Source organism: uncultured Aureimonas sp., from assembly GCF_913775355.1.
In the GTDB taxonomy this organism is placed as follows: Bacteria; Pseudomonadota; Alphaproteobacteria; order Rhizobiales; family Rhizobiaceae; genus Aureimonas.
Genome location: NZ_CAJYIU010000287.1, coordinates 21,176 through 43,676 on the forward strand (window position 1 = coordinate 21,176; position 22,501 = coordinate 43,676).

General features: G+C 69.2%; 22 protein-coding genes. 11 read left to right on the plus strand and 11 right to left on the minus strand.

Annotation, left to right across the window (positions count from 1 at the left end):
• Positions 1 to 111 precede the first annotated feature (111 nt).
• On the plus strand, positions 112 to 663 hold the full coding sequence (locus QZ753_RS17275) for a cupin domain-containing protein (RefSeq protein ID WP_367171524.1): 552 nt from the start codon (positions 112 to 114) through the stop codon (positions 661 to 663).
• A gap of 9 nt (positions 664 to 672) precedes the next feature.
• On the opposite strand, the gene QZ753_RS17280 is transcribed toward QZ753_RS17275, so the two are convergent.
• A complete protein-coding gene (locus tag QZ753_RS17280) occupies positions 673 to 2,127 on the minus strand; it encodes an NAD-dependent succinate-semialdehyde dehydrogenase (protein WP_294645417.1) in 1,455 nt (484 codons plus the stop codon).
• A 282-nt stretch (positions 2,128 to 2,409) separates the two neighbouring features.
• On the opposite strand from QZ753_RS17280, the gene QZ753_RS17285 reads away from it, so the two are divergent.
• The 3 genes from QZ753_RS17285 to QZ753_RS17295 all read left to right on the plus strand — a co-directional run bounded on the left by QZ753_RS17285 (position 2,410) and on the right by QZ753_RS17295 (position 5,418).
• The gene (locus tag QZ753_RS17285; RefSeq protein WP_294645418.1) at positions 2,410 to 3,813 is read left to right on the plus strand and encodes an MFS transporter; all 1,404 of its coding nucleotides are present in this window, start codon (positions 2,410 to 2,412) and stop codon (positions 3,811 to 3,813) included.
• Positions 3,814 to 3,885: 72 nt separating this feature from the next.
• Positions 3,886 to 5,160: an arsenic transporter gene (locus tag QZ753_RS17290; RefSeq protein WP_294645492.1), complete on the plus strand. Its 1,275-nt coding sequence runs from the start codon at positions 3,886 to 3,888 to the stop codon at positions 5,158 to 5,160.
• A 78-nt stretch (positions 5,161 to 5,238) separates the two neighbouring features.
• Complete coding sequence (locus QZ753_RS17295) at positions 5,239 to 5,418, plus strand: hypothetical protein (RefSeq protein WP_294645419.1); 180 nt, start codon at positions 5,239 to 5,241, stop codon at positions 5,416 to 5,418.
• A gap of 12 nt (positions 5,419 to 5,430) precedes the next feature.
• On the opposite strand, the gene QZ753_RS17300 is transcribed toward QZ753_RS17295, so the two are convergent.
• On the minus strand, positions 5,431 to 5,925 hold the full coding sequence (locus QZ753_RS17300) for a ferritin-like domain-containing protein (protein ID WP_294645420.1): 495 nt from the start codon (positions 5,923 to 5,925) through the stop codon (positions 5,431 to 5,433).
• A gap of 205 nt (positions 5,926 to 6,130) precedes the next feature.
• Between QZ753_RS17300 and QZ753_RS17305 the strand changes: the two genes are divergently transcribed.
• Together QZ753_RS17305 and QZ753_RS17310 are read left to right on the plus strand one after the other, a co-directional pair.
• Entirely contained in the window at positions 6,131 to 6,976 is an 846-nt protein-coding gene (locus QZ753_RS17305) for a type 1 glutamine amidotransferase (RefSeq protein ID WP_294645421.1), read from the plus strand.
• Between the two features lie 51 nt (positions 6,977 to 7,027).
• A complete protein-coding gene (locus QZ753_RS17310) occupies positions 7,028 to 7,345 on the plus strand; it encodes a hypothetical protein (protein WP_294645422.1) in 318 nt (105 codons plus the stop codon).
• A 9-nt stretch (positions 7,346 to 7,354) separates the two neighbouring features.
• Here QZ753_RS17310 and QZ753_RS17315 read toward each other — a convergent pair whose 3' ends face one another.
• Both QZ753_RS17315 and QZ753_RS17320 read right to left on the minus strand, forming a co-directional pair.
• Positions 7,355 to 8,596: a glycerate kinase gene (locus QZ753_RS17315; protein ID WP_294645423.1), complete on the minus strand. Its 1,242-nt coding sequence runs from the start codon at positions 8,594 to 8,596 to the stop codon at positions 7,355 to 7,357.
• A complete protein-coding gene (locus QZ753_RS17320; RefSeq protein WP_294645425.1) occupies positions 8,593 to 9,195 on the minus strand; it encodes a TetR/AcrR family transcriptional regulator in 603 nt (200 codons plus the stop codon). Before QZ753_RS17320 ends, QZ753_RS17315 begins: the two co-directional genes overlap by 4 nt.
• Positions 9,196 to 9,369: 174 nt before the next feature.
• Here QZ753_RS17320 and QZ753_RS17325 point away from each other — a divergent pair, with 174 nt between their 5' ends.
• From QZ753_RS17325 to QZ753_RS17340, 4 genes are all read left to right on the plus strand, one after another.
• A complete protein-coding gene (locus QZ753_RS17325) occupies positions 9,370 to 9,867 on the plus strand; it encodes a (2Fe-2S)-binding protein (protein WP_294645426.1) in 498 nt (165 codons plus the stop codon).
• Positions 9,864 to 10,922 carry a xanthine dehydrogenase family protein subunit M gene (locus QZ753_RS17330; protein ID WP_294645428.1) on the plus strand — a complete coding sequence of 353 codons (1,059 nt, stop codon included), beginning with the start codon at positions 9,864 to 9,866 and terminating at the stop codon, positions 10,920 to 10,922. The genes QZ753_RS17325 and QZ753_RS17330 overlap by 4 nt, the downstream gene beginning before the upstream one ends.
• Positions 10,915 to 13,170: a xanthine dehydrogenase family protein molybdopterin-binding subunit gene (locus QZ753_RS17335; protein WP_294645429.1), complete on the plus strand. Its 2,256-nt coding sequence runs from the start codon at positions 10,915 to 10,917 to the stop codon at positions 13,168 to 13,170. The genes QZ753_RS17330 and QZ753_RS17335 overlap by 8 nt, the downstream gene beginning before the upstream one ends.
• Positions 13,171 to 13,247: 77 nt before the next feature.
• On the plus strand, positions 13,248 to 13,733 hold the full coding sequence (locus QZ753_RS17340) for an MgtC/SapB family protein (RefSeq protein WP_294645430.1): 486 nt from the start codon (positions 13,248 to 13,250) through the stop codon (positions 13,731 to 13,733).
• A gap of 3 nt (positions 13,734 to 13,736) precedes the next feature.
• On the opposite strand, the gene QZ753_RS17345 is transcribed toward QZ753_RS17340, so the two are convergent.
• The 5 genes from QZ753_RS17345 to QZ753_RS17365 all read right to left on the minus strand — a co-directional run bounded on the left by QZ753_RS17345 (position 13,737) and on the right by QZ753_RS17365 (position 19,818).
• A complete protein-coding gene (locus QZ753_RS17345) occupies positions 13,737 to 14,729 on the minus strand; it encodes an MBL fold metallo-hydrolase (protein WP_294645494.1) in 993 nt (330 codons plus the stop codon).
• Positions 14,730 to 15,112: 383 nt separating this feature from the next.
• Positions 15,113 to 15,493, minus strand: coding sequence for a response regulator (locus tag QZ753_RS17350; protein WP_294645495.1), 381 nt, complete (start codon positions 15,491 to 15,493; stop codon positions 15,113 to 15,115).
• On the minus strand, positions 15,486 to 18,956 hold the full coding sequence (locus tag QZ753_RS17355) for a CheR family methyltransferase (protein WP_294645432.1): 3,471 nt from the start codon (positions 18,954 to 18,956) through the stop codon (positions 15,486 to 15,488). The genes QZ753_RS17350 and QZ753_RS17355 overlap by 8 nt, the downstream gene beginning before the upstream one ends.
• Positions 18,949 to 19,497, minus strand: a complete 549-nt coding sequence (locus QZ753_RS17360) for a PAS domain-containing protein (protein WP_294645434.1) — start codon at positions 19,495 to 19,497, stop codon at positions 18,949 to 18,951. The genes QZ753_RS17355 and QZ753_RS17360 overlap by 8 nt, the downstream gene beginning before the upstream one ends.
• 156 nt (positions 19,498 to 19,653) lie before the next feature.
• A complete protein-coding gene (locus QZ753_RS17365) occupies positions 19,654 to 19,818 on the minus strand; it encodes a hypothetical protein (RefSeq protein WP_294645436.1) in 165 nt (54 codons plus the stop codon).
• A gap of 114 nt (positions 19,819 to 19,932) precedes the next feature.
• Here QZ753_RS17365 and QZ753_RS17370 point away from each other — a divergent pair, with 114 nt between their 5' ends.
• Entirely contained in the window at positions 19,933 to 20,127 is a 195-nt protein-coding gene (locus tag QZ753_RS17370) for a hypothetical protein (RefSeq protein WP_294645438.1), read from the plus strand.
• Positions 20,128 to 20,186: 59 nt separating this feature from the next.
• Here QZ753_RS17370 and QZ753_RS17375 read toward each other — a convergent pair whose 3' ends face one another.
• Positions 20,187 to 21,230, minus strand: coding sequence for an acyltransferase (locus QZ753_RS17375; RefSeq protein WP_294645439.1), 1,044 nt, complete (start codon positions 21,228 to 21,230; stop codon positions 20,187 to 20,189).
• Positions 21,227 to 22,435, minus strand: a complete 1,209-nt coding sequence (locus tag QZ753_RS17380; RefSeq protein WP_294645441.1) for an O-antigen ligase — start codon at positions 22,433 to 22,435, stop codon at positions 21,227 to 21,229. Before QZ753_RS17380 ends, QZ753_RS17375 begins: the two co-directional genes overlap by 4 nt.
• Positions 22,436 to 22,501 lie beyond the last annotated feature (66 nt).

The following is a 22,501-nucleotide window of genomic DNA, read 5'->3' on the forward strand; positions in this document are numbered from 1 at the left end:
GATCGCCCGCCGCAACAAGTCCTTTTCTGGCAACCACCAAGCCCCTGATCGCATTGACCCGACCCGTCCGCCTGTTCGATATGTCGAACGGCTGCAACGGGGGTGATGGTCTTGGACGCAATCGATATCGGCGGCCGGCTGCGCCAGCTCCGCCTCGCCCACGGCCTGTCGCAGCGCCAGCTCGCCAAGCGCGCCGGCGTCACCAACTCTACAGTCTCGCTGATCGAGGCGAACGCCACGAACCCGTCGGTTGGGGCGCTGAAGCGCATTCTCGACGGGCTGCCGGTGGGGCTTGCGGAATTCTTCGCCTTCGAGCCGGCGCTGGACGCGCGCGTCTTCTTCCGCATGGACGAGCTCGTCGAGATCGGCAAAGGCCCGATCTCCTACCGGCAGGTCGGCGAAAGCCTGTTCGGCCGCGCGCTGCAGATCCTGAAGGAATGCTACCAGCCGGGCGCCGACACCGGACAAGTGCCGCTCGTGCACGAAGGCGAGGAGGGCGGCATCGTCCTGTCCGGGCGGCTGGAAGTGACGGTCGGCGAGGAGCGCCGGATCCTCGGACCCGGCGACGCCTACTATTTCGAGAGCCGCAGACCGCACCGCTTCCGCTGCGTCGGCCCCAGCCCTTGCGAGGTCGTCAGCGCCTGCACGCCGCCGACCTTCTGACGACGGGCGTTACAGACCGCCCATGTGGAGCGACTTCAGCTCCAGATACTCGTCGATGCCGTAGGCCGAGCCTTCGCGTCCGAGGCCCGACTGCTTGACGCCGCCGAACGGCGCCGACTCCATCGACACGGTGCCCGTGTTCAGGCCGACCATGCCGAACTCCAGCGCCTCGCCGACGCGCCACGCGCGGCCGATGTCGCGCGTGTAGAAGTACGACGCGAGGCCGAAGGGCGTGTCGTTGGCGATCCGCACCGCCTCGTCCTCGGCGCCGAAGCGGATGAGCGGGGCGAGCGGCCCGAACGTCTCCTCGTTGGCGATCAGCATCGAGGTGTCGGCGCCGGTGAGAACGGTCGGGGCGACAAAACGGCCCTTCGTGGCGTCGCGGCCGCCGGTCACGAGCTTGGCACCCTTCGACAGCGCGTCCTCCATGTGGCGGACCACCTTCTCGGCCGCCGCATCGTTGATCAGCGGGCCGACGGTCACGCCGTCGTCGAAGCCGTTGCCGAGCTTCAGCTTGGCGGTCTCGGCCGCCAGGCGTTCGGCGAAGCGGTCGTAGATCCCGTCCTGCACCAGGATGCGGTTGGCGCAGACGCAGGTCTGGCCGGCGTTGCGGAACTTCGACATCATCGCGCCGGCCACCGCCTGATCGAGGTCGGCATCGTCGAACACGATGAAGGGCGCGTTGCCGCCGAGCTCGAGGCTGAGGCGCTTCAGCGTCTTGGCGGACTGCTCCATCAGGAGGCGGCCGACCGGCGTCGAGCCCGTGAAGGAGAGCTTGCGCACCGTCTCGTTGCCGGTCATCTCGCCGCCGATCGGCGCGGCCTTGCCGGTGACGACGCTGAAGACGCCCTTCGGGATGCCGGCGCGCTCGGCAAGAACTGCCAGCGCCAGCGCGCAGAAGGGCGTGAGGTCCGCGGGCTTCAGGACGATCGGGCAGCCGGCGGCAAAGGCTGGGGCGGCCTTGCGCGTGATCATCGCGATCGGGAAGTTCCATGGGGTGATGGCGACGCAGACGCCGACCGGCTCGCGCAGGACGAGGATGCGCCGGTCGCCCGTCGGCCCGGTGAAGGCGTCGCCGTAGATCCGCCTTGCCTCTTCCGCGAACCACTTGGCGAAGCTCGCGCCGTAGGCCACCTCGCCCTTCGCCTCGGCGAGCGGCTTGCCCTGCTCGGCCGTCATGATGGCGGCGAGGTCATCGGCGTTCTCGAGGATGAGGTCGTTCCAGCGCTCGAGGATCGCGGCGCGCTTGGCGGGCGGCGTGCGGCGCCAGGCCGGAAACGCCTCGTTCGCCGCCTCGATCGCGGCGCGCGTTTCGGCCGCGCCGCAGTCGGGCACCGTGGCGATCACCTCGCCGGTCGCGGGGTCGATGACGTCGATCGTACCGGCCGTGTCGATCCATTCGCCGGCAACGAGGGCCTGCGTGCGCAGGAGGGACGGGTCTTTCAGGCGGCTCTGGAGCTGCATGCCGGCTTTCCTTTCCAAGTCTATTCACAACGAGATGTGGGACGCGGGCGCCGATGTTGCCCGTTCGCAGGCGCATCGCAAGCGCGAAAGCGGCTTCGGACACCGATAGGCGGCGAAGCCGATCCGGCGCGCTTTTCGTCGCGTGGCGGGTCGGACACGGGACCAGAGGATGCGACGCGAGGAAATCGCGCGGCCGGCACGCAACCAAACGACCTCACGAGGACTTGATAGCCGGCTGAACGCAGGTGGCGCTCCGGCGCGACGGTCATCGGGGACAAACGCATGAGCACCATCGCCGCCGCGCCGGGCGCGCAGGTCAAGTCCACACCCTCGCGCTCGATCCGCGCGCTGGGGGCGGTCAACTTCTTCCTCGCCGACGTGCGCGACGGTCTCGGACCGTTCCTCGGCATCTTCCTCGTCGGTCAGGGCTGGAGCGCGGCGGAGATCGGCCTCGTGATGACGATCGGCGGCATCGCCGGGATGCTGGCGACGACGCCGCTTGGGGCGCTTGCCGACGCCTCGCGCGCCAAGCGCTTCATGGTCGGCTTCTGCGCCGCCCTCGTGATCGTCGCATCGCTCGCGATCCTATTTATTCCGACCTTCGCCTTCGTGACCGCCTCGCAGATCGCGACGGGCATCGCGGGCGCTGCGATCGGCCCAGCGCTCGCCGGCCTGACGCTTGGCCTCGTCGGCCAGAAGGGCCTCGCCCCGCAGCTCGGGCGCAACGAGGCCTGGAACCACGGCGGCAACGTCTTCGCCGCCGCCGGCGCCGGCTTCTTCGGCTACGAGTTTGGCCTGCCCGCCGTCTTCATCCTGATGACGATGATGGCGGTCGGATCGATCGTCGCCGTCCTGATGATCCGCCCGGATGACATCGACCACGACGTGGCGCGCGGTCTCGACCGCAAGGAGGGGGCCGAGCGCGAGGCGCCGTCGGGCTTCAGCGTCCTGTGGAAGTCCGGACCGCTCCTGATTCTTGCCGCGACCCTGATGCTCTTCCACTTCGGCAACGGCGCGATGCTGCCGCTTCTCGGCCAGCAGGTGGCCGCGCAGGCCGAACAGGACACGACCGCCGGCGCGGCGACCGGTACCGCCGACACCGCGCCCGCCTCGGCGGCGGGCACCACGACAACGGCCGTCTCGCCGGGTCAGTCCACCGCCGGGCGTCCGGCTTCGGAGCCGGTGCGCCAGCCTTCGACGCTCCAGACGCTCCTCTCCGACCCCGTGTCCTACACGGCGGCTACCGTCATCATCGCGCAGCTGACCATGATCCCGATCGCGCTCCTCGCCGCCGGGTTCGCCAGCCGGCGCGGCTACTTCCTGCTTCTGGTCGCCGCCCTCGTGGCGCTGCCGATCCGCGGGCTGATCGCGGGCCTGTGGCCGAGCCCTTACGCGCTGATCCCGGTGCAGATGCTCGACGGCGTCGGTGCAGGCCTCCTCGGCGTCGCGGTGCCCGGTCTCGTCGCGCGGATGCTGCGCGGCACCGGCCACATCAACGCGGGCCTCGGCGCCGTGATGACGGTGCAGGGCATCGGCGCGTCGCTCAGCCCCGCGATCGCGGGCGTGATCGTGACCAACTTCGGCTATTCCACAGCGTATCTCTCGCTCGCGGCCTTCGCCATGTGCGGTCTGGTGCTATGGCTCGTGTCCTCGCCCAAGGTCGCGGCCGCCTGTTCGGGCGACTGACGGCTCCTCAAGGCGAACCCACACTCGTTTTCGACCACGCCTCGGGGCCTGCCGCCCGCGAGCCTCAAGATCCTGCGGCCCATGACCCAAAGCCTTCCCATCGCCATCTGGGTCGTCAGCGCCCTTACCGTCTTCGGCGTCATCTTCCGGCCGGGAAACTGGCCGGAGTGGATCTTCGCGGTGGCGGGCGCGGTGATCCTCGTCGTGCTTGGTCTCCTGCCCTGGCAGGAGGCCGCCCACGGCGTCGAGATGGGGACCGACGTCTACCTGTTCCTCGCCGGCATGATGCTGCTGGCCGGCACCGCACGGCGCGAAGGCCTCTTCGACTACCTCGCCGCCTTTGCCGCACGCTCGGCGAGGGGCTCGCCGCAGCGCCTCTTCCTTCTCGTCTACCTGATCGGCACGCTCGTCACCGTGTTCCTTTCGAACGACGCGACGGCCGTCGTGCTGACCCCGGCTGTGATCGCGGTCGCGCGGGCCGCCAAGGTCGCCTCGCCCCTCCCCTATCTCCTGATCTGCGCCTTCGTCGCCAACGCCGCCTCGTTCGTGCTGCCGATCTCCAACCCGGCCAACCTCGTGGTATTCGGCTCGGACATGCCGGCGCTCGGCGAGTGGCTGGCGCGCTTCGCGCTTCCCTCGATCCTGTCGATCGTGGCGACGTTCTGGCTCCTGCGCTGGACGCAGCGGAACGAGCTCGTCGGCACGACCGACACCGACGTCGCCATTCCCACCCTTTCGCTCGGCGGCCGGATCGCGGCGATCGGCCTCGTCGCCGCCGCGCTGGTGCTTCTCGTCTCCTCGGCGATCGGGCTGGAGCTCGGACCGCCGACGCTGGTCGCAGGCCTTCTCACCGCCCTCGCGGTGACGATCGGCGAGCGCTCGAGCCCCCTGCCGCTCGTCAAGGAAGTGTCCTGGGACACGCTGGTACTGGTGGCCGGTCTGTTCGTGATCGTGCGCGCGCTCGAGGTCAGCGGCTTGCAGGCGACGCTCATCGACGCGCTGCAGGGCCCGCTCAATGCGGCGCCCGATGCCGGCGCCTTCGCCTCCGGCGCCGCGCTCGCCTTCGGCACCAACCTCACCAACAACCTGCCGCTCGGCCTTCTCGCCGGCGCCTTCACGACCGCCGCGGACCTGCCGCAGAAGGTGGTGGATGCGATCCTCGTCGGCATCGACATCGGGCCGAACCTGTCGGTCACCGGCTCGCTGGCGACGATCCTGTGGCTCACGGCGCTGCGCCGGGAAAACCTCGACTTCGGCGCCATGGCCTTCCTGCGGCTCGGCTTCGTGGTGATGCCGCCCGCGCTCGTCCTCGCGCTCCTGGCGGTCGTCTACCAGCCCTGGGGCTGATCGCCACAACGCGGCGCGTATGGGTTGCGGGCAGGACGAAGCGGGCGCAATCTTAATGTCCCATCGGGGAGAGCGTCGATGTTCCTCGAATACCGAAACTGGAGACCGCCCGAGCCGATCAAGCCCACCCCCCGCCTGTCGAAGCGCGGGGAGCGGATTCTCTTGTGGGTCCTTGCGGTCAATTTCGCGATGCTGCTCTTCGGTCCGCTCGCGGGAACCAGCGTCTTCCAAGGCCTGTGGGCGCTCGTCTTCGGCTGACGGCGCTTGCCGTCAGGCGTCGCTCGCCTGCGCGTTGACGGAGCTTTCGGCAAGGTCCGACAGGATGTCGTCGGTGTTCTCCTCCTCGATCAGCGTTTCCTTCAGGAGATCGGCGGCCTCGTCGAGGCCGAGCTGGCCGGCCCAGGCGTAGAGCGTGCCGTAGCGCGTGATCTCGTAGTGCTCGACGGCCTGCGCGGCGGCGATGATCCCGGCGTCGAGCGCGTCGGACCCTGCGAACTCCTCCATCACCACTTGCCCTTCCGCGATGATGCCGAGGATCGCCTGGCACTCGACGCCCTCGGGCTTGGTGTCCAGAAGCCCGAACACCTCGTCGAGGCGCGAGACCTGCCCCTCCGTCTCGTCGAGATGGACGCCGAGCGCCGACTTGAGATCGGTGGAGACCGCGGCCTCCATCATCTTCGGCAGCGCCTTCAGGATTTGGTTCTCCGCGAAGTAGGTGTCCTTCAGCTGGTGGAGGAAGAGGTCGTGCAGCGTCTTGTCGGCCATGGGGCGCCCTCGAAATCGGTTGCGGGCCGGGCCCTGTCGCCCGGATCGTCGGCGGGTGAAGCCGCCGCCCGGCGCCCGCGTTCCCCGCTCTCTTCGTAGCCGCCTGCGCACATTGTGGCGCCCTGCGACATTGCGGCCCGCGCCCAAGCGGCGCGCCGCCGCGTTTCCCGATGGAACCGCATCCCGCATGACCCGAGGATCCGCCTTGCCCCTTCGCTTCCTGATCGTCGCCAGCGAGACCCCCGACCAGCGGGAGGCCCGGCGCAAGGACATCGGCGCCGCGTCCGACGAAACCTATGCCGACACGCTGCGCACGATCGAAACTGAGATCGCGTGCGAGACCGTCTCCTGCGTCGACGGCACGACACCACCCTCGTCCGAGGCTCTCAGCGCGTTCGACGGCATCGTCCTCTCGGGATCGCCGATCCAGATGCATGCCGATACGCCGGAGACGCGCTCGGCAGCCGCCTTCATGACGCGCGTCTTCGAAGCGGGCGTGCCCGCGTTCGGCTCCTGCGCCGGTCTCCAGATCGCGAGCGTCGCGGCGGGAGGGCGCTGCCAGCCGCGCTCGCCGCGCATGGAAGCCGGGTTCGTGCGCGGCATCGTGGCGACCGATGCCGGGCGCGTCCATCCGCTCCTCGCCGGGCGTCCGCTGACCTGGGACGCGCCGGCCATGCACTCCGACGAAGTGTCCGTCCTGCCCGACGGGGCGAGGATCCTTGCCGGCACCTGCACGACGCCCGTCCAGGCCGTCGAGATCCGGCGCGGCGCGGGCACGTTCTGGGGTGTCCAGTACCACCCCGAACTCTCGCTCGCCGAGATCGCCGCCGCACTCCGCCGCCAGAGGGACGACCTTCTGGAGGAGAAGCTCGTCGCCGACGAGGCGGCGCTGGAGGCCCATGCGCGGCGGATCGAGGCGCTCGACGCCGAGCCGGAGCGGCGCGATCTCGCCTGGCAGTTGGGTCTCGACCGGGAGGTGACGGAGCCCGAGCGGCGCATGCGCGAGATCCGCAATTTCATCGCCCATGCGGCATCTCGGAAGGCCTCATAACCGTTGTAGCTCAAGGGTTTGACACCCATATCAGGGAGACGAAACGAACCGTTGGACCCCCTGCTGAAACCCGACCTTCTCCATGCCCTTTTCCACGACCTCCAGGCCTATGGCTCGGTGCGCCTCAAGAAGTCGAAACTCCTCTGGATGCTCGGCCGCGTCCTCGAAACGCCGACCGTCTGGGACATGCTGATGCGCGAATGGGCCGAGTTCGGCCAGACGAAGCCGCTCTTCGGTTTCCAGCACGGCGACGAGATCACGCTCGCGGTGCAGGCGAGCGAGGACATCGGCGCGCGCTGGACGACGCGGCGCGAGCCGGCCCAGCGTCCCGTCCCGCTCCTCCAGCATCTCGAGACGGCGGCGGCCTGAGGCCGCCGCTCAGCGCACGAGGATCGCGCGGAAGTCGTTGACGTTGGTGTAAGTCGGACCCGTCACGACCAGCCGATCCAGCGCCGCGAACGGCGTGTAGGCGTCGTGATTGCGAAGGTGCCGCGCGAGATCGATCCCGCGCCGTGCGGCGTCCGGCACCAGCGAGGCGTCGAACCAGGCGCCAGCATTGTCCTCCGACCCGTCGATCCCGTCGGTGTCGCAGGCGATCGCGGACATGCCGGGATGCCCGTCTAGAGCATGGGCCAGCGACAGAAGATACTCGCTGTTGCGCCCGCCGCGCCCACCCCTTTCGTTGGTGCCCACCGTGACCGTGGTCTCGCCGCCCGACAGGAAGAGGGTCGGCCGGTCGACGTGCGCGGCGCGAACGCGGGCCGCATGCTCGGCCCCGACCGCGCTCGCCTCGCCCTCGATCGCATCGCCCCAGATGACGGGGTCGATCCCGAGGCCGCGTGCCGCCTCGGCCGCCGCTTCCAGCGCCATCAGCGGCGTCGCCAGCATGTGGAAATCGCCGCGATCCTCGCGCAGCGCCGTGTCGGCATTGGCGAGGATCGCATCGCGGATGCGGTCGTCGACCGCGATCTTGTATCGGTCGAGGATCGCGAAGGCCTTGTCAGGACCGCTCGTCGTCGCGACGGTCGGTCCCGAACCGATCGTGCCGGGATCGTCGCCCGGCACGTCCGAGATCGTGTAGGTGACGAGGCGGGCCGGGGCGACGGCCCGGGCGAGACGCCCGCCCTTGATCCGCGACAGAGCCTTGCGGACCGTGTTCATCGCGTCGATCGGAGCGCCGCTCAGAAGCAGCGCGCGGTTGATCGCCTGCTTGTCGGCAAGCGTCACGCCGGGCGCCGGCAGGGCGAGGAGCGACGACGCGCCGCCCGAGATCAGGACCACCACGAGATCGTCGGCGCCGGCCCCTTCGGCAAGGTCGAGGATGCGCCGCGCGGCCGCCTCGCCGGCTGCGTCCGGCACGGGATGGGAGGCCTCCACGACCTCGATTCGACGGGTCGGAACCGCATGGTGGTAGCGGGTGACGACCAGCCCCTCGCAAGGGCCGTCCCAGGCCTCCTCGAAGGCGGCAGCCATCGACGCCGCGGCCTTGCCGGCGCCCAGCACCAGGGTGCGCCCACGCGTGCGCTCCGGCAGGCGCCCCTCGAAGCGTCCGGCCGGCATCGCGTGGCGCAGCGCCGCATCGAAGACCTCGCGCAGGATCGCGCCGTCACCCTCGTTCATGAATCCCCTCCCCCTTTTCGCCCGCCGGCACGCATCCCGTCGACGAAGACGTCCATCAGGCGGATCACGTTGTCCTCCCAGTCCGCGTGCTTGGCCATCAGGCAGAGGCCGATCAGGGTCTGGAGGAGATCCTCCGCGCCGACGTCGCCCCGGATCTCGCCCGCCTCGACGCAGCGCTCGAGCAGCATGCCGACGGCGCGCGTCAGGTGCCGGAAGGAAAAGGCGTAGATCTCCGAGCCGCTGTCGATGGCGAGCGCCAGCGTCGTCAGCATGCCGCGCTTGGTGGCGACGAGGCGAACCTCCTCGCGCAGCCACAGGCGGAGCGCGGTGAGCGGCGGCTCGCTTTCAGCCAGCGTCTCGGCGAGTTGCGCCAGCTGTTCGACTTCGCGGCGGTAGACCGCCTCGAACAGGGCTTCGCGTGTCGGGAAATGGCGATAGAGCGTCCCGATGCCGACGCCCGCGCGGCGCGCGACGGCCTCGAGGCTGGCGCTCCCGTCGGCGACGCGAAAGACTTCCGCCGCAGCCGTCAGCAGGCGATCGCGGTTTTTCGCCGCGTCCGCCCGGACCTTGCGCGTTGGCTTCGGAGCATCAGTTTCCATTTCCGGAATTGGAATGCCTCCAGTCTTGTAAACGGAGGGCGCCTCCGTATAATCGGTCTGCGGCGCATCGGCCTTCGAAGAAAGGCCGGCCCGCCTCCGCCTGATCGGCGCCGAGCCCTCGCGGCTCCTGGTTCCGATGCGTCCGGTTCGACATATCACCGAAAGGGTGACGGCATGAACCACTCGATTCAACTGACCATCAACGGGGAACGGCGCGAGGTGATCCTCGATGATCCTCGGGTCACCCTCCTCGATCTCCTGCGCGAGCGCGAGGGCCTCACCGGCACCAAGAAGGGCTGCGATCGCGGCCAGTGCGGCGCCTGCACCATCCTCGTCGACGGGCGGCGCGTCGTGTCCTGCCTGTCGCTCGCCCTCTCCCACGACGGCGCCGAAATCGTCACCATCGAGGGCCTGGCAAAGGACGGCGAGCTGCATCCCGTCCAGGCGGCCTTCATCGCCCATGACGGTTTCCAGTGCGGCTACTGCACGCCCGGCCAGATCATGAGCGCAGTGGGCCTCATCGGGGAAGCGCAGACCAACGGCGACCCCGAGCGCATCCGCGAGGGGATGAGCGGAAACCTCTGCCGTTGCGGCGCCTATGCCGGCATCACCGAGGCGGTGATCGAGGCCGAAGCGACGATCGCGGGCACGCGCCAGGAGAAGGCGGCATGAACCGCTTCGACTACATTCGCCCCGAGACCGTCGCCGAGGCGGTGGCGGCCGCGGCCGGGCCCGGCTCGGCGTTCCTTGCCGGCGGCACCAACCTCCTCGACCTGATGAAGGGCGGCGTCACGACCCCTGAGCGGATCGTCGACCTCACCCGCCTGCCGGGCCTGTCGGCGGTCGAGACGCTGGCCGACGGCAGCGTGCGGATCGGCGCCCTCGTGCGCAACGCCGATCTCGCGCACGACCGCGCCTTCGCCACGCGCTTCCCGGCCGTCGCCGAGGCGCTGCTGTCGGGCGCCTCGGGCCAGCTGCGCAACGCGGCGACCGCCGGCGGCAACATCCTGCAACGCACGCGCTGCCCCTATTTCGCCGACACCGCCAGCGCCTGCAACAAGCGCGAGCCGGGCTCCGGCTGCGATGCGCGCGGCGGCGAGAACCGCTCGCACGCCATCCTCGGATGGAGCGACAGCTGCATCGCCACCCACCCGTCGGACTTCTGCGTACCGCTGGCAGCGCTCGGCGCCGTGGTCGAGCTCGAAGGGCCGGAGGGCCGCCGCGAGGTGCCGCTCGTCGACTTCCACCGCCTGCCCGGCGACACGCCCGAGATCGAGACGGAGCGGCGCGCGGACGAGATCGTCACCGCGCTGCGCCTGCCGGCGGACGCCGCCGGCTTTGCCGCGCACGCCCGCTATCTCAAGCTGCGCGAGCGCACCTCCTACGCCTTCGCCGTGGTCTCCACCGCCGCCATGCTGCGGATCGAGAACGGGCGGATCGCGGAAGCGCGGATCGCGCTCGGCGGCGTTGCCCTGAAGCCGTGGCGCGCGATGGAGGCCGAAACGCTTCTCCGCGATGCCGAGCCCGGCACGGCGATCTTCGAGCGAGCGGCCGAAGCGGCGCTCGCGGGCGCCCGCCCCTCCGGCGACAACGCGCACAAGATCGAGCTCGCCCGCCGCCTCGTCGCGCGGGCGCTGCATCTAGCGGCGGCCGGCACGCCCGAGCGCGTGCCCGCCCTGCCCGGCTCCCCCTTCGCCCCGGTTCCGGAAGGAATGCTCCATGTCTGAGATCGGCCTCACCAACGATCCGGCGCGCATGCGCCACGGCTCCAACATCGGCCAGCCGATGACGCGCCGCGAGGGCGTCCTGAAGGTGACGGGCGCCGCGACGTTTGCCGCCGACAACCATCCGCCCGGCATGCTCTACGCCGTGCCGGCCACCGCCACGGTGGCGCGCGGGCGGCTCGTCTTCCTGGACGTGGCGGCGGCGCGCGCCCATCCCGGCGTCGTCGACGTGATGACCACCGCCAACCGGCCGACGCTGGCGATGGACCCGGACGCCAAGACCAACCCGTTCATGTTCCGGCTCGACCTCCTGCAGAACGATCACGTGCGCTATGCCGGCCAGCCGGTCGCGGTGGTGATCGCCGAGACGCTGGAAGCCGCGACGGAAGGCGCGCGGCTCCTGAAGCCCCGCTTCGAGGCCGAGCCGGCGCGCGTGACACTCGACGACGCCGAGAGCTTCGTGCCGGAGGTCGTCGGCGCCGGAAACCCGGCCGAGGCGGCGATCGGCGACGTCGAGGCAGGGATCGGCGAGGCCGCGCTCGTGGTGGACACGACCTACGAGACGCCCGCCCAGTACCACAATGCGATGGAGCCGCACGGGGTCGTGGCGCGCTGGGAGGGCGACAAGCTCATCCTCGACATGCCGACGCAGGCGCTCGCCATGGCGCAGCAGCGCCTTGCCGGCCTCTTTGGCATCGCGCCGACCGACATCTACATCCGCAGCCCGTATCTCGGCGGCGGTTTCGGCTCCAAGGGCTTTCCGGCCGGACCCCAGGTGCTCGGCATCATGGCGGCGCGCCTGACCGGGCGCCCGGTCAAGCTGGTGCTCCGCCGCGATCAGATGTACGGCCCCGTCGGCCATCGCGGGCCGACCCGCCAGCACATCCGCGTCGGTCTCCGGTCCGACGGCGCGCTGACGGCGATCGAGAACCGCACCCGCACGGCCTCCTCGACCTTCGACGACTTCTTCGAGCCGGCGGCCGACATCGCCCACACGCTCTACGCCGCGCCCGCGATCCGCACCGCGCACGAGGGCGTGCGCCTCGACACGGGAACGCCGCTCTTCATGCGCGCGCCGGGCGAAGCGTCCGGCTCGATTGCGCTCGAATGCGCCATCGACGAGGCGGCCGAGGCGGCTGGTATGGATCCGCTGGCATTCCGGCTGAAGAACTACGCCGAGCATGAGCCCATCTCCGGCAAGCCGTTCTCCTCGAAGGCGCTGCGCACCTGCTACGAGGAGGGCGCACGCCGCTTCGGCTGGGCGGGGCGGCCGTCGGAGCCCCGTTCGATGCGCGACAAGGCGGGACGTCTTCTCGGCTGGGGCATGGGCACGGCGACCTTCCCGGCGCTGATGTTCCAGGCCAAAGCCCGCGCCACCCTGCGCGCCGACGGCTCGGGGCTTCTGGAAACGGGTGCCCACGACATGGGCCAGGGCGCCTGGACGGCGCTCGCCCAGATCGCGGCCGACGCCGTCGGCCTGCCGATCGAGCGCGTCGAGTTCCGCGCCGGCACGTCGGACCTTCCGGACGCCGGCATTGCGGGCGGCTCGGGCCATACGGCGACCGCCGGCATGGCGCTCCATTCGGCCGGTCAGGCGGTGATCGCCAAGCTTGCCGAGATCGCCACCGCCGACGAGGCCTCTCCGCTGTTCGGGGCGGGCAACATCGGCACGCTCGCGCGCGACGGCCGCCTCGTGCGCCGGGACGACGAGAGCCGCGGCGAGGCGTTCGGCGCGATTCTCCGCCGTGCCGGTCTGGAGACGATCGAGGCTGACGGTCAGGCGGCCGCCGACCCCGCGGCCCAGGAGACCTACGCCATGCACGCCCACGGCGCGGTGTTCGCCGAGGTCAGCGTCGATCCCGACCTTGGCCAGATCCGGGTGACGCGCCTCGTCGGCGCGTTCGCCGCCGGCCGCGTGATCAACCCGCGCATGGTGCAGAGCCAGCTCTATGGCGGCATGATCTGGGGCCTGTCCTTCGCCCTGCACGAACATGCCGTAATGGATCGCCGGACGGGCCGCGTCATGAACGCGGACCTTGCCGAGTACCGCATTCCGGTGAATGCCGACGTGCCGCCGATGGAGGCGATCCTCGTCCACGAGGACGACCCGCACGTCAACGCGCTCGGCATCAAGGGCGTCGGCGAGATCGGGATCACCGGCACCGGTGGCGCCATCGCCAATGCGGTGCGCCATGCCACCGGTCGCCGCATCCGTCGCTTCCCGATCGGCCTCGCCGATCTCGTCGGCTAGCCGTCTAGCGGCCGAGGAACGGCCGCCCCCGCCTTGCCGTTGGCATTTTGGATGCAACGGGATGGCGGGGGCGACCCATGACGGACTGGGAGATCGTCTGGCGGCTCGGACTGGCGTCGCTGTCGGGGCTGGCGCTCGGTCTTGATCGCGAGCTGCGCGGCATCTCGGCCGGCGTGCGCACCCATGCCCTTGTCGCCCTCAGCTCCGCCCTCATCACCGTCTCGGCGCTCGAGCTCCAGGCCAGCCTTTCGGCACAGGGCGAAAGCGGGCTCGACCCTCTGCGTGTGATCCAGGGACTGGCGCCGGCCGTCGGCTTCGTCGCGGCCGGCGCGATCTTCGTCTCGCGCGGCAGCGTGCATAACCTCACCTCGGCCGCCAACATCTGGCTGGCCGCCGCGCTCGGCATCGCGTCGGGCGCCGGTCAGTTCCGGCTCGTCGCCATCGGGCTGGCGTTCGGGACCGTGATCCTGACCGTCGTGCGCATGTCCGAACGCTTTCTTCCCCGCAGCGACAGGCGCAACGCGCGCGCCGAGGACGGGGCGCGGCGTCCGGACTGCGGCTGACCGTCAGGCCTTCGGCACGTCCCAGACCTCGCCCGGCAGCATCGGGCGGAAACGCTCGCGCGCGATGTCGCGTTTGCGCAGCGTCTCGGCGAGGAGCCGTCCGGGCTCGTCGATAGGCTCGTCGGTGAGCTGAAAGGTCGACCAGTGATGGCCGGCAGCATACTGCGCCTTCGCCAGTACCATGCCCGCCACGGCGTCCTCCGGCCCCTGGTGCTGGCCGGCCATGAACCACCGGGGCTCGTAGGCGCCGATCGGCAGAATCGCGAGCCGGAAATCGCCATGCTTGGCGGCGGCCGCACGGTAATTGATGCCCTCGTGGAAGCCGGTGTCGCCGATATGGTAGATCCGGCCGGCCGCCGTCTCGACGACGAACGCCGCCCACAGCGCCATGCGCCGGTCGCGGAGGCCTCGCGCCGACCAGTGGTGCGCGGGCTCGACATGGACGACCGCACCCGGCGTCTCGATCCGGTCGCCCCAGTCGCCGACCTGAAGCCGCATGCCCGGCACCGCGTCGAGCACGATGCGGTCGTTGCCGAGCGGCGTGACCACCAGCGGATCGTGCTCGGCCTTCAGCCGCGCCAGCGTCTCGACGTCGAGATGGTCGTAGTGGTTGTGGCTGAGAAGGACGAGGTCGATCTTCGGCAGGCGCTCGAAGGCGATCCCCGGCTCGACGACCCGCCGGGGCCCGAGGAAGGAGACCGGCGAGACGCGCTCCGACCAGACCGGGTCCGTCAGGATGTTGAGGCCGGCGACCTGCACGAGAAGCGTCGCATGCCCGACCATGGTCAGCCTGAGGTCCTCGACCCGCGCGTCGGGCACGGCCGCCGGGAACGGGCTTTCGACGCGCTCCGGCCAGACGGCGCGCTCGCCGCCCCCGCCGAAGCGCCAGCGCAGGACGTCGGTGAAGGGGCGCGGCTCGATGCCGCCCGGATTGAAGAAGCGCGTTCCGTCGAAATGGTCGCTCGGTGGGCCGTCGTAATAGCGGTTGCCGGCCATCGCGGTCCTCGTGCCTGCGACCGTGGCGGTCGCCGCGGCGCCCAGCCCCAGGAGCTGAAAGATCTGTCGTCGGTTCATCGGGCTCAAGATGAGGCGCGCCCCGCCGTCCAGCAAGGCCGCCGGGGCAGGCGATGGGGGCGATCACGCGAACGCGTCGAGGCCATCGATCGCCAGCGGGTGGTCATGCCATCGGTATGGCGAGGATCAAGCGGGCGGGCACGGGCCCGCATCGTCTGGTTGGGGGGAGGCGAGCCTGCGGATCAGCGACGATCATCTGTTCGGCTGGGAGGTCGACGGCGGTATCAGACGGTTCCTGATGGGCTGAAACAAACCTCAGATACCGGGCGACACCGTCGAGATGCGCCTCGCCCCTCGCCCCTCGCCTAGTCGCCGCTCGTGGCGGCCGCGCGGCTCACGGCCATCGCGTCCTCGATCGCGGCCTGCAGCGACGAGGGCGAGGAGGGCTTGGAGCAGATCCGCGCGGACGGGTAGCGCTGGCGAAGCTGCTGATCGTCGGCATGGCCGGAATGGAAGATGATCGGGACCGCGGCGGCATGGAGCGCGTCGGCCACCGGAAACACGTCCCCGTCCTTCAGGCGGACGTCGAGGATCGCGCAGTCCGGGGTCTTGGCCGACAGACCGTCCCCGGCCTCGCGGACGGTCGGATAGGGACCGTCCATCTCGTAGCCCATTCCGGTCAGCACATCCTCGATATCCAGCGCCACGAAGAACTCATCTTCCACCACCATCACGACGCTAGACACGAGCAAGAACCTCCGCGGGCAACCGCATCTCGATCTGGAAACGCCCGTCGCCCACCTCTCGGCGGATCTGCGTGTCCAGCTGACGGGAAGACGTCTCGACCAGAAGCGTTCCGAACCCAGGCTCGCCATCGTCCGCCTTGGTCCGGTCCGAACGCTCCAGCCAGGAGAAGTCCAACCCGTCGTCACGCATCGCCCACGATACGCGCAACCGTCCGTTATCTGCTCCAAGCGCGCCATATTTGTAGGAGTTGGTCGCCCATTCGTGCAGAAGAAGAGCGAGCGGCGAAAGGTAGCGTCCGTCGATCGTGGCGCTTGGGCCGTCGATCTCGATCTCGGCCTGCCCGCGATAGGCCGCCAGCGTCGTGTGGAGGAGTTCGCCGAGATCGATCGCGTACTGCTCGCCCGAGGGGGCGGCCAGCGAATGGGCGCGGCCGAGCGCCGCGATCCGCTCGCGCATTCCGCGCGAGAAGGCGCGGACGTCGGAATGGGTGCGCGAGCCCGCCGTGATCATCCCGCCGATGATGGCGAAGAGGTTCTTCACCCTGTGGTTCATCTCGCGCAGCATGATCTCGCGCGTGTTGGTCGCCTCGCGCTCGGTGGTCACGTCGATCGAGACGCCGACGAGGCGCCGGGGCACCGAGTCAGCGACGAGGCGCCCGAATCCCTTGAGGTAGCGCGTCTCGCCGCCCTGCGTGGCGATGCGGAAGCTCGCCTCGAAGTCCGCCTCGCCCGAGGCGGCGCGCCCGAGTTCCTCCTCGATGCGCTCGCGGTCCTCAGGCTCGATCGTCGCCAGGAGGTTCTCGATGCGATGCGTCTCGGCATCGTCCGCCCCGAAGAGGTCGCGCTCGGTGGGGTCGAGGATTACCTGGCCGCTGTCGGGCAGATACTCCCAGATGCCGATGCCGCCGGCCTTCACCGCCAGATCCAGGCGCTCGCGCTCGGCGGTCAGCTCGCGCTCCAGCGAGAGCGCGTCGGTGATGTCGGTGAAGACCAGGGTCACGCCGTCGACGCTGTCGGTCTGCGTGCGATAGGGCATGATGCGCAAGGCGAGCGTCCGGTCGGCCTTGCGCAGGGTGACGCGCCTCTGCATCGGCGCGTGGCCCTGGAGCACGGCCTCGGCGTCGCCGAGATAGGCGTCGTCGTCGAGGCGGCTCGTCATGTCGGCAAGCGGGCGACCCCGGTCGGACGGCTGGAACGGAAAGAGCTTCAGCGCTGCCGCCGTGAACGAGCGCAGGCACAGGTTCCGATCGAGGACGACGACGGCGAGCTCGGTCGATTCGAAGAAGTTGCGAAGGTCGGAGTTGGCGACCGTGATCTGGTCGACCTTGCCCTTCAGCTCGTCGTTGACGGTGGAGAGCTCCTCGTTCGTCGACTGGAGTTCCTCGTTCATCGACATCATTTCTTCGTTGGAGCTTTTCAGTTCCTCGTTCGCCGTCTCCAGTTCCTCCACGGCCGAGCGGAGCCGGTGCCGCGTCGCGCGCAATTCGTGCTCCAGCGTCTCCAAGTGATCGTCGCCGTCGCTCATCGCCACGAGGTCCGGGTCCGACGCCGGGCGGAAGGGCGCCGTCTCGCGGAAGACGAAGAGGAACGTGCCGTCGGGCATCGGATCGCAGACGACCTGCACCTCCTGCGCCCCGTATTCCGACTTCACCTCGACGGCGTTGACGACGAGCCGCTTGCCGTTGTCGCGGACCTGACGCAAGAGCGGGCCGACGACGCTGCGAAGGCCGGGCTTCGCGAGCGAGGTCGCGCTGGAGCCGCCCGCGCGCGAGACGGGAAAGTCGAAGAAGCGGCTGAGCGGCCCGTGCGCGGCGGCGATGTTGCCGTCCTGGTCGAGGACGAGCGTCGCCGGGGCGTAGCGATCGACGATCCGGCGCAGGAGCGCCATCTCGTCGCTTTCCGAACTCGCGAGCCGTCGCCCGCCGGCATCGGCATGGCGCACCGGACGGCGCGCACCGCTGCCCGGCAAGTCGATCGGATATTGCGGGGCGCCCGGCGAGCGCTCGAAAAGGCGCGCCTGATGGTCGATCGTCGGAAACAAATATTCGAAGCGGCTGACGCTCTCGGAGGGCCCAAGAAACAGGTAGCCGCCCGGCCGCACGGCGTAGTGCATCAGCGGGATCACCGACTGCTGCAGACGGTCGTCGAAATAGATCAGGAGGTTCCGGCACGACAGGAGGTCGATGCGCGAGAACGGCGGATCCTTGACGAGGCTATGCGGCGAAAAGCGGATGAGGTCGCGGATCGCCGGATTGATCGCAAAGCTTTCCGCATGGGGAACGAGGTACCGCTCGCGCCAGTCGGCGGGGATGTCGGCCAGCGCGGACGCGGGGTAGATTCCGTCGCGGGCGATGCGCAGCATGCGCTCGTCGATGTCGGTGGCGAAGATCTGGACGCCGAGCGGTTGGCCGGTCTCGCGTGCGACTTCCGCGAAGATCATCGCGATCGAATAGGCCTCCTCGCCGCTCGAGCAGCCGGGCACCCAGACGCGCAGGTCCTCCTCGCCCGTGTGCTCGCGCATCAGGGGCTCGATCGCCTTCTCGCGCAGGACCTTGAAATGCTCGGCGTCGCGGAGGAAGCGTGTGACGTTGATCAGGAGGTCGCGAAACAGCGCCTCGCATTCGGCGCCGTCGGCGCGAAGGCGCGCGACGTAGCTGCGGCCCGTGTCGAGGCCGAGGACGTGCATGCGCCGCTCCACCCGGCGCACCAGGGTCGAGCGCTTGTAGCCGGAAAAGTCGTGTCCCACCGTGGTGCGCAGGACGCGCGTCAGATCGTCCACGAGATCGGCGCTGAAGCCGGCCTCGGTTTCCGTCGCCTCGCTCTCGCGCCGGCGGAAGAACGAGGACAGGCACGCGAGGATCTCGCCCGGCGCCTTGATGAAGTCGACGAGGCCCGTGCCCACCGCCGAGACCGGCATGCCGTCGTATTTCGCGGTCGAGGGATCCTGCACAACGCAGAGACCGCCGTGCTCCTTGACGGCGCGAAGGCCCGTCGTGCCGTCACCCCCGGTCCCCGACAGGATCACGCAGGCCGCGCGGGTCTGCTGGTCGCCGGCCAGCGAGACGAAGAAATCGTCGATCGGACGCCGCAGGCCCCGCGGCTGGGCGAACTCGGTCAGCTCCAGCACCCCGTCGCTGACGATGAGCCCGTGGCCGGGCGGGATGATGTAGACGGTTTCTGCCTGCAGGCGCTCGCCGCCCTCGCTCTGCACGACGGTCAGCGGCGTATGCCGGTCGAGAAGCTGGGCCAGCATGCTCTCGTGATAGGGGTCGAGGTGCTGCACCACGACGAAGGCCATGCCGGTCGGCACCTTGGCTGCGCCCAGCATCTCGCGCAGCGCCTCGAGACCGCCGGCCGACGCGCCGACGCCGATGATCGGCAGGAAGGGAATGCCCTCCTGACCCTCGATCTCGGCCACGGTTTCGGACGACTGGCGATCCATGTCCTGCGGCAGCTCAACCATCGAGTTCGGCGAGCCTCAGCTTGGCCTGGGCGACCGTGGACGCCGTGTTGGCGATCGTCATCAGGGTGCCTTCGATGACGATCCCCGTGTCGGCCAGCTTCGGCTTCAATTCGAAAAGCGTGCGCGCGAGTTCGCGGTCGTAGGCGGCAAGGAGCTCCGGCTGCGAGCGGCTGACGTCGAACTGCGAGGCGAAGATAAATTCGCAGCGGCCGGACTGATTGCGCAGCTTCGACATGAAGAGGAGATTGACGAAGGGATGGCCGTCCTTGTGGAAGTTCACGATCGGCGTGCGCACGGTCTCCTGCGTGTTGGAGGCGAGGAACGTGCGGATCCGCTCGCGCGCCTCGCCGTTGTCGGCGTCCCGCTGGAGCATGCGGCAATTGCGCCCGACGACATCGGCCGACGTGTAGCCCGTCAGTTCCTCGAAGGCGCCGTTCACGCGCAGAAGCGGATTGTCGTCGCCGCAGGCCGCCAGCGCGATGGCCACGCTGGCCCGCTCGAAATAGGTTTCGAGCTGCGGCGGAATGGAGTGCGACTGCAAGTCAGGGACCTTTCGGAACGGCGGCGCCTTCACGCTGCCCTAGCATGGATGCGGACGATACCGCATGCGGCCTAACGCATCGCGCGCCAACACTTAGGGTCTTTCACGATCGAATGCGAGAACCGGACTTTACTGCAGCCGCGTTGCCCGGTCGCGTCATGCTCCGACATGGAGCCAGAGCACGAGCGCCGACAGCCAGAGGATCGTCGACAGAACGAGCCCGGTCGCGAGCCCCCGGGCCGCAGCGAGACTGTCGGGTCGATCCTGTCGCCGACGCCTGACCGTTCGAACCTGTTCGATATGTCGGATTGCCTGAGCCATGCCATATTCCCTTCGCGAAAGGGAACGCAGCAACCGGTTCGTCGGGTTCAAGTCGAAATCCGTAGACGGGATCCAAGTCCCGCGTCGTCGAGCCGCCATCTGCCGAGGTGCCATATGGAACAGCACGGGGACGTCATCTGGAGCGAGGACGGTTACGTGGCGAAGCTGCTGCAGCTTCTGCCGGACGAGGCTGCGAGAGCCGCGGTTCGGGCTCGTCATGCGGACATCGCGCATCTGTTTCGCGACGCCTACGCGGACGGCGTCGAGAACGGGATTCTGGCGGCGCGCGCGGCCGATCCGCTTCTCTAGCGACCCCGTTCTAGCAACCCAGTCGGCAGGCCCGCCAGCGACACCGGACGTGTCGCGGATCAGCGCGACGGCAGGTCGGCGCTCGCCGCGGTTTCGCGCCGGACTAGCGCGCCGCTCATGGTCGATTTCAGACGCTGGCGGAGCGGGATGTCGTAGAAGCGGGTGATGACCGGGGTGACGAGGCAGAAGGCCGCGACCAGCCCGACCATGCCGATCCAGGGCGGCGCGCCGGCCTTGCCGGCGGCCAGACTGCCGATCGACAGCAGCGAATAGTGCAGCGCGTAGACCGGATAGGAGATCTCGCCAAGCCATTTGGCCCCCGCGAAGGACCGGCTGTGGGCGCCGAGGACCACGAAGAGCGGTGTCAGGACGACCACGAAGACGAGGTCGTAGAGCGGATGTTTGATCGGCGCGACCAGCGCCGCGAAGAGGAGGGCCGCCAGCAGATAGGGGTTGATCGACCATTGCGGCAGGCGGTCGAGGACGTCGTAGAGAAGCAGTCCCATCGAGAACGAGAAGACGACCCGCACGAGACCGACCTGGAACGTGTCGATCGTGCCGCCCGCCCCGAACAGGCCGCCGTTGGCGATCGGGACCAGAAGCGGGCCCGACACGAGAAGGATGAGGACGAGGATGCCCCTCGTCAGATACCGCGTCCATTTCGCATAGGCGAAGTTGGCGAGGATCTCGAACATCAGCGACCAGGCGGGCACGTTGAGGAACATGTACGCGCCGATGATCGGCGTCGGCAGGAGGAGGAGATTCAGCGTGGCGCCGGACACGATCTCCTCCAGCGACGGGGCGCCCGGATCGTGCAGGACGAAGAGCGCGACCGCCCGCAGAAGCGCCAGGAGGAACCCGAGAAGCAGCACGGGATAGAGGCGCGCCACCCGCAGGATCGCGAACCGCGCAAAGGACATCCCGGACAGCAGCCGCTGGCGATAGGCGTGGGCGATCACGAAGCCGCTGAGGGCGAAGAAGAAGTCGACCGCGAGATAGCCGACCGGGGCCCTTAGGTAGGGAACGGTCGCGATATGATAAAGAACGACCGCGAGCGCTGCGATCCCTCGCATGCCGTCGAGGGCGACGTAGTGGCGGGTCATCGCGGCGCGGCTCCGGCGGCGACGATGCCCTCGGTCGCGCCGAAGCGCCGTCGGGGTTCGCTCTCGCCGCGGTCACCGGCCGACGCCCGCACCATCCTCCGTCCCTCCTCGACCGGAGCGCAGGCCGCGAAGATGCCGACGATCACGAGAAGGAAGTGCGTCGGCGTGGCCAATGCGTTGTCGGTGATCGAGATGGACAGGAACCCGATCAGGGCGAAGATCGGCGCGTTGTCGCCGCGTCCCCACTTCTGCTTGGTGTACCAGACCGTCGCCACGAGGAGGATGTAGAACACCCAGACCCCGACGTGGCCGAGTTCCACGAGAAGCCGCAGGTAGTCGTTGTGGGCTGCCATGGACGAGAAGAGGATGTAGATCTCGCGCGGGGTCGACCAGTACTGGTGTCCGAAGCCGATCCCGAACTCGGGATACATCGAGGAGAGCTCCTCCAGCCACGGCCACATGATCTCGCGCCCGCTCAGACCGCTGCCCGTGGCGCGTGCAGCATAGCGCATGTAGGCGAGCGGGCCGATGACGCAGGCGGCCGCGACGCCGACGGCCAGCCCCGTGATCTTCTGGCTGATCGTCCGGCGCCTAGAGAACAGGAAGGTCAGAGCGCAGACGCCGAGCGCGACCGCGAAGGCGACGCGGGCGCTGGTCAGGATCATGATCCCGGCGTTCATCAGGAGGAGGACGTAATATTTCTGCCGGCCGAGTTCGGTCAGAAGGAGCGAGGCCAGCATGCCCGACATCGCGAGCCCGCCGAGGAAGGCCGCGTTCAGCGAACCGCCGAAGCGGGCCTGCCCGGTGTTGAACTCGACCGAGAACGCCGACCGCAGCCCGACGACCTGATAGGCGAACCCGATCACCGCGCAGGCCACGGCGAACCAGGCGGCAGAAATCAGGATCGCATCGCGATCGGCAGCTGTCGGTCGGGCCGACAGGAGCAGATAGATCAGAATATATTGGTTCAGAGCGTTGAGGAGATACGACCACTGGAAGTCGGGATAGTCGGTCATCGACCCCAGGAAGAAGATCATCACCGTGATGAACACGAGGTTCGCGAGCGCGAAAAGGTTCAGCTCCCGCCCGACGAGGAACAGCCCGCCGGCCAGGAGAAACAGCGACTTGACCAGAGCGTTCGCGGCCTCGATCTTGAAGAGGTCACCGATGTTCAGGATGAAGGCCGCGTATGCGGCCAGATACATCAGTCGAAATGGCATCGCTCGCCGGCCCTGGATCGAAGTCGGTCGGACACTGCCCCATCGGTGCGC